The 11,956-nt window shown below is 39.7% G+C and carries 9 protein-coding genes; 1 reads left to right on the top strand and 8 read right to left on the bottom strand.

Going from position 1 to position 11,956, the window contains the following annotated elements:
* Window positions 1-429: 429 nt before the first annotated feature.
* The 5 genes from ACFOU2_RS09170 to ACFOU2_RS09150 form a co-directional block, all read right to left on the bottom strand.
* On the bottom strand, window positions 430-1,605 hold the full coding sequence (locus tag ACFOU2_RS09170; protein ID WP_377914374.1) for a thiolase family protein: 1,176 nt from the start codon (window positions 1,603-1,605) through the stop codon (window positions 430-432).
* A gap of 281 nt (window positions 1,606-1,886) precedes the next feature.
* Window positions 1,887-2,627, bottom strand: a complete 741-nt coding sequence (gene fabG / locus ACFOU2_RS09165; protein WP_377914372.1) for a 3-oxoacyl-ACP reductase FabG — start codon at window positions 2,625-2,627, stop codon at window positions 1,887-1,889.
* The gene (gene phaZ / locus ACFOU2_RS09160; RefSeq protein ID WP_377914370.1) at window positions 2,624-3,535 is read right to left on the bottom strand and encodes an intracellular short-chain-length polyhydroxyalkanoate depolymerase; all 912 of its coding nucleotides are present in this window, start codon (window positions 3,533-3,535) and stop codon (window positions 2,624-2,626) included. The genes fabG and phaZ overlap by 4 nt, the downstream gene beginning before the upstream one ends.
* A 320-nt stretch (window positions 3,536-3,855) precedes the next feature.
* On the bottom strand, window positions 3,856-7,077 hold the full coding sequence (locus ACFOU2_RS09155; RefSeq protein ID WP_377914368.1) for a BTAD domain-containing putative transcriptional regulator: 3,222 nt from the start codon (window positions 7,075-7,077) through the stop codon (window positions 3,856-3,858).
* A gap of 306 nt (window positions 7,078-7,383) precedes the next feature.
* Window positions 7,384-7,992, bottom strand: coding sequence for a TVP38/TMEM64 family protein (locus tag ACFOU2_RS09150; protein ID WP_377914366.1), 609 nt, complete (start codon window positions 7,990-7,992; stop codon window positions 7,384-7,386).
* A gap of 278 nt (window positions 7,993-8,270) precedes the next feature.
* Between ACFOU2_RS09150 and ACFOU2_RS09145 the strand changes: the two genes are divergently transcribed.
* A complete protein-coding gene (locus tag ACFOU2_RS09145; protein ID WP_377914364.1) occupies window positions 8,271-8,507 on the top strand; it encodes an IDEAL domain-containing protein in 237 nt (78 codons plus the stop codon).
* Window positions 8,508-8,678: 171 nt separating this feature from the next.
* Here the strand turns inward: ACFOU2_RS09145 and aceA are convergent, their stop codons facing one another.
* The 3 genes from aceA to ACFOU2_RS09130 all read right to left on the bottom strand — a co-directional run bounded on the left by aceA (window position 8,679) and on the right by ACFOU2_RS09130 (window position 11,839).
* Window positions 8,679-9,959: an isocitrate lyase gene (gene aceA / locus ACFOU2_RS09140; RefSeq protein ID WP_377914362.1), complete on the bottom strand. Its 1,281-nt coding sequence runs from the start codon at window positions 9,957-9,959 to the stop codon at window positions 8,679-8,681.
* A gap of 105 nt (window positions 9,960-10,064) precedes the next feature.
* A complete protein-coding gene (locus tag ACFOU2_RS09135) occupies window positions 10,065-10,187 on the bottom strand; it encodes a hypothetical protein (protein WP_377914360.1) in 123 nt (40 codons plus the stop codon).
* Window positions 10,188-10,579: 392 nt separating this feature from the next.
* The gene (locus ACFOU2_RS09130) at window positions 10,580-11,839 is read right to left on the bottom strand and encodes a M48 family metallopeptidase (protein WP_377914358.1); all 1,260 of its coding nucleotides are present in this window, start codon (window positions 11,837-11,839) and stop codon (window positions 10,580-10,582) included.
* Between the last annotated feature and the right edge of the window lie 117 nt (window positions 11,840-11,956).

Genomic DNA, 11,956 nt, shown 5'->3' with positions numbered 1-11,956 from the left:
ATGTTCAAAAGCGAATTTGGCAGCATCGGTTCATCTATTCTCGCATTATACATATCTCCTATTTTACTAAACTTATCTCCCTAATTCCATGCTTTGGTCAATACCAAAAAAACACAGAAATGATGAGTAATATATAATCATTATAGCACGTATGTTCGTTATTTTTCCAAATAAAAACCCTTTTTGTTCCATGTGAACCATTGCACCATTTTCTTTTTTGCCACATAACGTAATATAGCCGAACCATTAAAAGATGAACATCAACAAATTATCAAGCTTAAAAAAGGACCGGTCATTTTCCAATGACCGGTCCTTTTAATTACACTGGCTCTATTTTCTTTATAAGGGCATATTTCATGTTACTGTTTGCTTATCAATATTAGAGACTATCCCTGTTTCATGTGAGCGGATTCTTTTTTGTGCATCTTACTAAAGGGCTTCAATGAATAAAGTAGCCCCCATTCCGCCTCCGACACACAAAGAAGCAATTCCTTTTTGTAGTTGTCTGCGACTGAGCTCATGAATGAGGCTAACAGTAATTCTAGCACCTGTACAACCAATTGGATGACCAAGGCTAATACCGCTGCCATTGACATTTACTTTCTCCCGATTTAAGCCAAGCTCTTTCTCTACCGCTAAATACTGGGCGGCAAATGCTTCATTTATTTCGATTAAATCGGTTTCCTCCAATGACCATGCTACTTGTCTTAGCCCTTTTCGGATAGCAGGAACGGGGCCCCTTCCCATGACGGATGGATGGACACCCGCTACCGAAAACCCGACAATGCGGGCGAGAGGCTTAATGCCTTTTCTTTTCGCCATTTCTTCTGTCATTAAAACAAGGGCAGCGGCTCCGTCATTTAAGCTGGAGGCATTACCTGCTGTAACCGTTCCGCCTTTTCTAAATGCAGGACGCAAGCTTGCCAATTTGTCGATCGTCACATCTTCCCTAGGGCTCTCATCTGTTGAAACGACTGTTTCTCCTTTTCTTGTTTTAACAGTAATGGGAACGATTTCTCGCTCGAAATAACCTTCTTTGATTGCATTAACAGCACGTTGGTGGCTTAATAGCGCGATTTCATCTTGTTCTTCTCTTGTAATTTGGTGTAAATCCGCCAGGTTTTCAGCTGTTTCCCCCATCAAAATATGGTGGATAGGATCCTCTAGAATCTCCCACACCGTGTCTGTTACTTGCCCATGTTGCAACCTTCCTCCCCAACGGTGCTGCTTTAATACATACGGACTGGAGCTCATCGCTTCTACTCCCCCGGCTACTACTGTGTCACATACACCAGCTTGAAGCTGCAAGAATCCCGAGATAATAGCCTGCATGCCGGATGCACATTGGCGCTGGACCGTATACCCTGTCGTTGTATCAGCAAAACCGGCTAATAAAGCTGCCGTTCTTGCAATATTTGGCTCGTCCGTTCGTTGTATACAATGTCCTAAAACGACTTCATCAATCTCATCTTCACGCACATTACTGCGTTTAATCGCTTCCTTTAATACAGGGACCATCAAATCAGAAGGCAATAAGTCTTTAAACACCCCTCCAAACGCCCCTATCGGTGAACGTACTGCAGATGTAATCACAACATTATCCATGTCTCTTTCTCCCTTCCCTCGTTGGACTATATGAATTCACATAAATCAATGGGCGTGAATAAAAGACATTCACGTCCATTGATTTACGCATAAGCGTTTGCCAATCTGCCTTACATTCTCTTGTCAAACGCTTATGCGAAGACCTTTTCAGCCTATTTAAGTTGTTAGAACAAAAATACTCTGAACAGGCTTAAGGACAATGACTAATGTAAAAATAAACAAGGATGATATAAAAGGATTTTACGCTCCCGAGCCGCCCCCCTTGAATGAGCCTCTTTTCCCTACATCATAATTCCGCCGTCCACATGTAAAACAGTCCCATTTACATAGTTTGATTCATCAGACGCCAAATAAAGGTAAGCATATGCGATGTCTGAAGGCTGGCCTAGACGCTGCATCGGAATGGTGCTTTTTATTTGATTGATCACTTTTTCAGGGACTTGCGCTACCATGTTTGTTTCGATAAACCCAGGTGCAACAGCATTTACATTAATTCCTTTACGTGCTAATTCTTTTGCCCATGTTTTAGTCATCCCTACTACGGCTGCTTTAGCAGCGGCATAGTTGGTTTGACCAATATTTCCATAAACTCCCGAGACGGAGGAAGTGCTGATAATTTTTCCTTTTCCTTGATCGATCATATGAGGAACAACCGCTTGTGTACAATGAAATACACCTGTCAAGTTTACATCGATGACTCTTTGGAAATCTTCTACCGAAAGCTTCGTCAAAAAGCCGTCTCTTGTAATACCTGCATTATTAATTAGAATATCGATTTTGCCGAAGCGATCAACAACTCCGTTAACCATGGCATCCACATCTTTTCGGTCAGCAACGTTTACTTTAAAAAACTCCACATCTCCGCCGGCTTCCCTTAACTCTTCTGCTCTTTGCCTTCCTGTTGTTTCATCAAAGTCAACAAGCGCTACCTTCGCGCCTTCTTTTAAGAATATACGGACAGCTTCTAAACCTAAGCCATTTGCAGCACCAGTGATAATCGCTACCTTATTTTCTAATCTCATTTCGTTACCTCCTGATGTTTTAAAAATTCTGAAATATGATTTGTCAATAAGTCTAAGTTATCTACCAAAGGTGAGTGCCCGCAATGTTTTAATTCCACATAGGTGGCACGTTTTCCTAGATCCTTTAAAATTTCTTTTGTCATTTTATCGGTCACAACCAAATCATGATCACCGCGAAGCACTAAGACCGGAATATCAATCTTCGAAACTTCTCCTGTCCCCTTTGCCGCTTCATTGTTGATATGACTTATATTAAAAACATTCAAACAATGATAAACATCTGCTAAATTTCGCTGTGTCAACATATCATCGAGATATTCCCTATATTTTTCTTCAGACGGCTGATTTGTCCGGTAAACCAGCATATTCCACATTTGTTTTAAAAAAGCTTGGTTTTTCGTATCATAAGCTGTTTGCACAGGAATTGTCTTTCCTGTATCTCTTTTCACTTCTTCTTTTGTCTTCAAACGTTTGGTCACGTCTGGCTGCCCTAAGGCATTTGTACTGTAAAACGGATAACCCCTTGTAGAGGCAGAGGCCAATAATACAAGTTTTTCGCAATACCCCGGATAATCGGCAACAAATTGCATACTAACAGCTCCGCCTGTTGACCAGCCTATTAAGCTAAATTTCTTTAATTGCAATTCATCTGCAAAAAGCTTAAGATCTTCGGCAAAATCACGAATGCTGCTTACAGGCGTATAATACGTCGATACTCCAAATCCTCTCATGTCCACAGCATACAGCCTGAATGATTCATCCATGTTTTCTAATAATAAATCCCAATGCTTTGATGATGTCATGTTGCCATGAACAAGAATAACAACATGTTCCCCCCCCTCTCTTTCACGGTATCCGATTGTTTCACCGTTTTTTAACTGGACGGTTTTCAATGTTACCACGCTCATCCCCCCTTTGCGATATCACTTCTATTAAAAGTGAGCCTTTCTTCATTTTTAGTCCATCACTTATGAAATCATGTGTAAGTTTTTCCTTTTTTTACATTTCCTGATTCTTTTCCGAATTTTTGATAAGGAAAGGCATGCTACCACAAAGATGATGAATGAACATAAATAGACAATGTCCACAACTCTCTCCATGAATGGAGCTGCATCAAGAAGGCGTTTGAAATTTTCACCATTGTGAACATTGCCTTATATAGGCTAATTACACCTATCTTATATAAAAGCGGTTACATAGAAGTTACAAAGTCCCATCGCTTTCCCCTTCACATGTTTTTAATCATTTCATGCACTTGCTCTGTTTTGGCCATCGGCTTAATTTCAAGTTCTTTTTTCAATTGCTCGCAACATTTTCGATACACCTTCAATGCTTGCGGACGGTTATTTTTTTTGGTGTAACAGATCATCAATAATCGATAAGCTTCTTCCCATACAACATCTTGTTCTAAAATTTTTTCACACCAATGAATGGCTTGATCATATTGCTTTTCATCCATTAAAAGCCTGGCAAGTTTTTCGGCACCGCGCAAGAAATACAGCCTTAATCTTTCTTTCTCATGGATACACCAATCCTCATACCGTCTATTCGCCAAATACTCGCCCTTATAGATTGCCAATCCTTTTTGCAGGAATCGCATCGCTTTTTTTTCATTCCCTTCTTCCAATCCTAAATAAACCCATTTCTCGAATTCTACTGCATCTATTTCGTAATCCGCTTGTTCGTTCAAGCCGTATGAACTTTCTATTCTCCGAATATAGAACGTATTGCTTCTTGCTTTGCGATTTGGTTCAAGCACATTGTTGAGGGCATTTAAGGCTACCTTTAAATCTCTTAAAGCTGTTCCCTCCTCAACATCTGCCCATAGCGAAGCAATGATCTCTTCCTTTTGTAATAACGTGTGCCTGTTTGTAACAAACAGCTCGAGCAACTCCTTTGCCTTGGCTCTTTGCCAGTCCCGATCTTGAATTTCTCGATCGCCCAGCCATACTCGGAATGATCCAAAGGTTTGGATGCGAAGAGTGTAGCCCGGATGATTCAGCGCATCTCCTATTCCGCACTTTTCCAACAACCTTATCATTTGCTCCTCATGAATGTGCCGTCTTTGCCCCTCAAGCAAAATAGGAACAAATCGTTTCAAATCCCTCGGCCCAAACATTGTTCGTTTAAATAACAAATATTCATAGTTTCCCTGTTCGATTAATTTCCAAAAAGAAGACAGCGACTGCTCAAAACCTTCCCATTGTCCGCATTCGTAATCCGTGAACGTTCTCCACATGTAAACGAGCGTTTGTCCATAATCATCACCGCATTCCACAAATAATTGACGTGCTTTCATTAAAAACTCATTTCCTTCTTTCCATTGCTTATTGTGGATAGCAGCGATTCCCATACAAAGTTGAATCAGCCCTGATAGCCAGGCATCTTTAACAAGTTCCGTTTCTTTCAAAGCTTTTTTTCCTTGATGAATCGCGGTTTCATAAAAACCAGCAAACCCGTGTAAAAGGCATAATCCCATAAGAGCTTCTGCTTTTCCTTTCGAAACCAATAATTCATCCATCATTTCCAGAGCCGTTTCGTAGCACTTTTGAGCAAGCTCTGGATTATAACGTTCAAGGAGCTGAACTGCATGCCCTATTCTTATCCATCCACACGCCTCCAAAAAAGGCGCCTTTACATGAATCCCTTGCTTAATTCCATCATCTGCCAGCCTTTTCGCCTCTTCTGCGTTTCCGATCCATGCTTCAATCAATGATAAAAGAAGAACATTTTCCCGATGGGATTGCTGCAGATGTAAAACAAGCCCGTTTGAATCTCTTTCCTTTTCGATTAGTTTTTTTCGTGCCTCTTCCAGCTTTCCGGTTCTTAATTTTAGTCTGATTTCTAAAGACGTGTCATTCAATTCTAAATTCATCGTCTTTCCTTTTTCATACCACTTCCTTGCTTCACTTGCTCTTCCGGCATTTACTAAATTCTCTGCCATTAAATAATAAAGCCTTGCTCTCTCCTTTACCGAAGATGTGCTGCTCTTCTCGACACATGTGATGGCACGTTTTAAAAAACGCTCAGCTTTTCCAGGCTGAATGGTATCCAGATAAATTTTCGCCTGTCCTTCCGCCGCCTTTCCTTCACCGTTTATGTCGCCTGAAGCACATGCTATCTTTTCTGCTTTTTTATAACATTCTTCCGCTTTTTGATAGATACAATAATATCGATTGGCTTCACCTTCGTAATACCACACGAGGTAATATTGATCTTTGATGGAATCCGGTATTTGTTCGACCATCTCTTTAAGTTGATGTAAATATCCTTTTTCAAGCATTATCTCTCCATGCTTTCCAAGGAGAAGAGCCATTTGTTCATATTCATCGATGGCTTTATAATGCTGTAATGCCTGCCAATATTGTTGTTGCTGCAAAAAGTAAACGGCTGCATGTATATTCAACTCTGTATAAAGCAAGGGATTTTTCTTTAGGTGCGTTTCTAAAAGCTCCTTGAATAAGGCATGGTAACGGAATTGATTTTTTCCATCCATCAGGAGAAATAAATTTCGACTTTGAAGGTCCTCCAATATAGGAAGTGCATCCGGGATGTTTAGTACATGCCGGCATAATGAGGGGTCGATTCGTTCAAAGATAGATGTTTTCACTAAAAATTCTTGTGTCTCTAAAGGTTGATTCATGAAGACCTCCATAGCTAAAAAGGAAAAGAGTTCCTCTAAGGAATTTTTGTTTTGTAAAAATTCCACCCCATGGTCTGCTTTGCTAAGCTGCTGACTAATCATCTGTACAGCCAGAATCCATCCTTCTGTCACATTCGAAATCACTTCGATATCTGCAGAACAGAGCGGGTAATGGTAGTAATCGTTCACTAAGACCTCAATTTCTTCTTTTGTAAAGGCCAAATCTTCCTGATTAATCTCAAGAACTTGTTTCTTAACTTTCAATGAAGAAAGAAAGGCCCAGTTAATCTTTATGCGGCTGGATAATACAAGAAAGAGGTTGGAAGGTTGATGTTCTAACAGCCATTGTATCCACCGTTGAATATCTATTGATGGGAGAATATGATGAACGTCATCTAAAACGAGTAACACGTTTTGGCCATAAGCAGAAACCTCGTTAATAAACAAAGCGCATAAAAAGTGTATATCCTCTTCATGCAAATAATGATCAGGATCGTGTATATATGTCAGTAACTGCTCACCAAAATTGGGAATCTGTTTGCGAAGACTGCAGGTGATATAACGCAAAAAAGGCAGTAAATTACAATCGTTCATATCCAGCATATACCAGCCGTATGTCACTGTTGCAGAATGGATAAAAGACACTAAAGCCGCGCTTTTTCCATATCCTGGACCGCAATGAATGATAGTCAGCGGATGACGAAGTACTTGTTGCATTTTCTTCATAAGCTGCGGTCGTTGAAGAATAGGCTCTTTCAAATCGGGAGGAGATATTTTTGTTTCGATAATATACGTTTTTGGAGGCATGATAGGGACACCTCTCATTTCTTAATATTCTTATAATATTTTATCATATAGATGTGAATTACACCTATATAAATGCTTTTAAAAGCGAAAGCACCTCTCTATCCAAAGATTTTTTGATTCGTCACACACTTGCAGAAGAAAATTGTAACGTAACAAGCATGGGTTGTCGGGCGGTGCAAGCACAGAATCCATACCGTAATCGGTCTCTGTTTTTCCTTATTAGTAAGAAAAAGACGGACATTTCACTGGAACATCCGTCTTTTTTAAAGAAACTGCTTGTTACACAATAGACGAAAAGCAGCTCTTTTATTCATAATTTCTTTGTTTAAGTTTGTAATTCAAGCGGACTTCAATTCGTTTTCCAATGAACCAAAGCGCAAAAATCACAGCCGCGACAACAGCCGTTCGTATTGGCTGTACAAAAAACGATTTCAAGTCTGCCCCTATAAAGCTCATGATAAAAATCATGACCATTTTTCCGCCTAACACAGCTAAACCAAATTGGATCATGCTGACACGCGAGAGCCCGGCCACTATATTAATGGCTGCGGATGGAGTAAACGGGAAACATAACATTAAAAATAGAGGACCAAATCCATGGCGTTCCACCCATCCCATAATTTTTTGGATTTGTCCATGTCGGCTTAAGAATGAAAAAAATTGTTCTTGACCATATTTCCTAACAAGGAAAAATACCAAAAATGCTCCTATACATGCACCGATCCATGAAATTAAAAAACCTTGCCACAACCCGAAAGCAGCCGCATTAGCCATCACGAACGCAAAAAGAGGAAGGATAGGCAAAAAAGCTTCAAGCATTGGCAGTAAAAGCCCTGGAACAGGCCCAAGCGCCCGATAATCCTCCAATAACTTTAAAATATATTCCAACGAAAAAAATTGTTGTAGTGATTCCATTCAATTTCTCCTTATTACATACTCGTCCATTCTACATTCTATTTTACAACCAATTCCCTCTTTAAAAAAATTTAATCGCAAAAAAATTTCCACTCTAAACAACACTTGCTCAAAACTTAAGGAAGAAAAGACAGGACGCCGCCTCTTCTTTCTCGTCTTAAAGGAAACACAGAATGCTTATTATAAGAGCAAAATAATTTTTCTAAAAAATCAGAAAAAAGTTGTTTTTTGCAATGTGGGTCTATATAATAATAAAAAGGCTTCAGGGGTGATTTCTCATGAAACATGAAAAATCTTATACGGAAATGATGAAGTCGTTAGCTCATGCAAAAATGGAAGCGAATGTAAGGAAAATCCTCGATGTCTATATTGACATGGTGATTGATGAATCGATTTTTCTCCATCAAAAAGAAAGGTTAGAAAGCCAAATTAATGATGCACTCGACATGAGAGACAAACAGCAATTTGAGTTACTTTCTACAAAATACAAAACTCTATTAGCAAAAGCAACTTAAAAAGAGAAGCTTTTCAGTCAATAAAATTTAGAAAAACCTTTGATTCGCCAAATCTTTTAGGCGAATGCCTTCATATCCTTATTCGGTTAAGAAGGGAGCCATATCCTCGCTTATTAGCCAATAAAAAAATCCTTCACGCTTTCGCATGAAGGATTCTTTTTGTGCCATGTTTTATGCTTTTGTAAATTGTTCTTCCTCCGTTGACCCCTTTAACGCCGTTGTCGAAGAGGTTCCCCCCGATACTACCTGTGCCACTTGATCGAAATATCCTGTTCCCACTTCACGTTGATGTCTTGTTGCTGTATAGCCGTATACTTCACCTGCAAACTCTTTTTGCTGCAACTCCGAGTATGCACCCATTCCTCTTGTTTTATAGCCCCTTGCTAATTCAAACATGCTGTAGTTCAAAGCATGGAAACCGGCCAATGTAACGAATTGGAATTTATATCCCATTTTTGCAATTTGCTGCTGGAATGTTTCAATTGTTTTTTCATCCAATTTTTTCTTCCAATTGAAAGATGGAGAGCAGTTATATGCCAGCAGTTTTCCAGGGAACTTGGCATGAATCGCATCCGCAAACTTCTGCGCTTGCTCCAAATTCGGCTCCGATGTTTCGCACCAGACCAAATCGGCATACGGTGCGTAGGCAAGCCCCCGAGCGATTGCTTGGTCAATTCCCGCCCTAGTGCGGTAGAAGCCTTCTGCCGTGCGTTCACCTGTAATAAATTCACGATCTACAGGATCAATGTCGCTTGTAATTAAATCCGCTGCGTCGGCATCTGTACGAGCGATTAATACAGTTGGAGTCCCCATGACATCTGCTGCAAGACGAGCAGAGATCAAGTTGCGCACTGCCGTTTGTGTTGGCAGCAATACTTTCCCGCCCAGGTGGCCGCATTTCTTCTCAGACGATAGCTGGTCCTCAAAGTGAACGGCCGACGCACCTGATTCGATCATCGCTTTCATAAGTTCAAATACGTTAAGCTGACCGCCGAATCCCGCTTCAGCATCTGCCACGATCGGGAGGAAGTAATCGATATCTCCTTCTCCTTCAATGTGTTGAATTTGATCCGCACGTTGAAGGGCTTGATTGATACGTTTTACAACATGGGGGACACTGTTAGCCGGATACAAGCTTTGGTCCGGATACATGTGACCGGATAAGTTAGCGTCAGCCGCTACTTGCCATCCACTTAAATATATCGCTTTCAAACCGGCTTTCGCTTGCTGAACAGCCTGGTTACCCGTTAAAGCACCTAACGCATGAACATATTCCTCCGTATTAAGAAGGTTCCAGAACTTTTCTGCTCCACGGCGTGCTAATGTATATTCGATATCGATAGAACCTCTTAAACGAATCACGTCTTCAGCCGAGTAAGGTCTTGTAATCCCTTTCCAGCGCTCTTCGTTTTTCCAGTTCTCTTCAAGTTTTTGGATACGTGGATCTCTCATCTTAACATCCCCCTAATTATTTTGGTAGTTTAATATGATCAAAGAATTTCATCCCCTCTGATCATGAAGAAATCATGGACGTTTCAACTGTCGCGGCATCTTCCATCAAGGGATCAATCGGTGCCGCTCCGCGTCAATCTCTCCTTGCCTTATTTTTCGATTTTGGAGTAAGTCTTTTCTTGTTGAGTTGAACTTAAGCTGAAGTAGTTTCAAAAAATTGAAGCGCATCTGGTGTTAAGATCTTGAGGCAATCTGGGGTAGTTTACCGATAATTTATCTGCCGGTTGTATCAATCTTCATTCAATAAGCCAATAAGCACTCTCCTTCCTATTGTTATAATACAGTTTTTTCTCTACGTTGTTATTATATAACAGATAACGTTAAATAAAAAGCCTATTTTTATATTTTTCACAAATTTTTTCCTGTTCTATTACAGCCTTTCTCATACGTACGCTGGAGAGTTCCCTTTTACCACAAAATTTTCATGCCTTATGTGTTTTAACAAGCAAATAAACAAACGGAACTGTCTTATAAGTCCTAAAAAGAAAGATAATCTTGTTTATTAACTAAAAAATGAACCGTCAAGTAACTCCTGATTTTACTGAGTTTCTCATGACGGTTCATCCCCCATCTTCATACTTCTCAATAAAGTCAATGCGTTCTAGAATAGTTGGATGACTATAACGGAAGATTTTTACGAGCTTTGGTGGATTTACCTGGCTTAGGCCCGCTTTTGTTAACTTTTGAAAACTAGAAACCGCCGCTTGTTTATTCCCTATCATCTCAATTGCATACTCATCTGCTTTATGTTCCTGAAAACGGGAGACAGCGTTTGTAAGCGGACTTGCGGCAAACGAGAGGATGGAGAACACCAGTAAAAGAAGAGGCAAAGAAGATATGTCTGTGAAATCCTTAATGCGTAACGTATCTTTTCCTCTTCTAAAAATCCAAACCACCAAATGTCTCGTTATATAAAGCCCTATTAGGGATAACAACAAATAGCCCCCAACCCCAAAGTAAATATGCTTCATCACATAGTGTCCCATTTCGTGACCCATAATAAATAAAATCTCATCTTCTTTCAGTTTATTTAAGGTAGTATCCCATAAAACAATGCGTGAATTGCTTCCGATTCCGGTGACATAAGCATTTAACGAATTGGTTTTTTCAGACATATTGACTTCATATACATGTTCAGCAGGAATATTAGCCTCTTTTGCAAGCGCCAATATTTTCGTTTCCAGCTCTTTATTCTTCAGTGGATAGAAGTCATTGTAAAGAGGATCAATAATCACAGGCCGAATAAAGGTTAAAAAAATCGTAAAAGGGATGGATAACAGCCAAGCATAAAGCCACCAGCGCTTTTCAAACTTACGGATAAGTATATACACTACAAACACAATAACCAGCATCAATCCATAATTTAACCAAAAGGTAGTCATTTGATCTTTCATCCAGTCTTGAAAAGTCTGAGTTGTAATCCGATACCGTTTGGATACCTCATAGCCAAGAAAATCAAGTGGAAAAAACAAAATAAATGTTAAAAAAGAAAACCAAAATACATAAATCGCTGTCTGAATAAATGATTTACTGCTGATGGCGGCTGCCCACGTGCTAAACTTACGTGAAAAGCCGAAGCAAAGAATCAAAATGAGAATCAACCACTTATAAGGAATGGCGATAAAAAAGAGCAAATTTTTAATTTGCGAAAATTCCTCGCTTAGTAAAAGCTCCCTTGGTGTCATAAATGTTGCAGGATCCACACTTGACCCTTTTAACTGGGCAGGTATGGACGTATCACTCAAATAAAATAAATAAACGCACATAAAAACGGTATATGCCAAAAAGGCAATTGCTGCCCAGCCTATGAGTTTTCTCATGTTATCCCCCCTTTTGTACAACCTGTTTATATTATATATTGTAGGTCCCCCAATTATTTTTAGAACTATATAAATTCACATAAATAATTTGACATAAATAATGGGACACGGATGTCT

Origin of the sequence: Bacillus songklensis, from assembly GCF_042649685.1 — a bacterium.
Taxonomy (GTDB): Bacteria; Bacillota; Bacilli; order Bacillales; family Bacillaceae_H; genus Bacillus_BA; species Bacillus_BA songklensis.
This window is presented reverse-complemented; position numbering and strand designations above follow the sequence as displayed.

What these genes read in the sequence shown, in the direction of transcription:
- ACFOU2_RS09135 (WP_377914360.1), bottom strand. Translation starts at nt 10,187, where the DNA reads ATGCGCTTCAATTTTTTGAAACTACTTCAGCTTAAGTTCAACTCAACA.
- ACFOU2_RS09150 (WP_377914366.1), bottom strand. Translation starts at nt 7,992, where the DNA reads ATGGAATCACTACAACAATTTTTTTCGTTGGAATATATTTTAAAGTTA.
- phaZ (WP_377914370.1), bottom strand. Translation starts at nt 3,535, where the DNA reads ATGAGCGTGGTAACATTGAAAACCGTCCAGTTAAAAAACGGTGAAACA.
- ACFOU2_RS09145 (WP_377914364.1), top strand. Translation starts at nt 8,271, where the DNA reads ATGAAACATGAAAAATCTTATACGGAAATGATGAAGTCGTTAGCTCAT.
- fabG (WP_377914372.1), bottom strand. Translation starts at nt 2,627, where the DNA reads ATGAGATTAGAAAATAAGGTAGCGATTATCACTGGTGCTGCAAATGGC.
- ACFOU2_RS09130 (WP_377914358.1), bottom strand. Translation starts at nt 11,839, where the DNA reads ATGAGAAAACTCATAGGCTGGGCAGCAATTGCCTTTTTGGCATATACC.
- ACFOU2_RS09170 (WP_377914374.1), bottom strand. Translation starts at nt 1,605, where the DNA reads ATGGATAATGTTGTGATTACATCTGCAGTACGTTCACCGATAGGGGCG.
- aceA (WP_377914362.1), bottom strand. Translation starts at nt 9,959, where the DNA reads ATGAGAGATCCACGTATCCAAAAACTTGAAGAGAACTGGAAAAACGAA.
- ACFOU2_RS09155 (WP_377914368.1), bottom strand. Translation starts at nt 7,077, where the DNA reads ATGCCTCCAAAAACGTATATTATCGAAACAAAAATATCTCCTCCCGAT.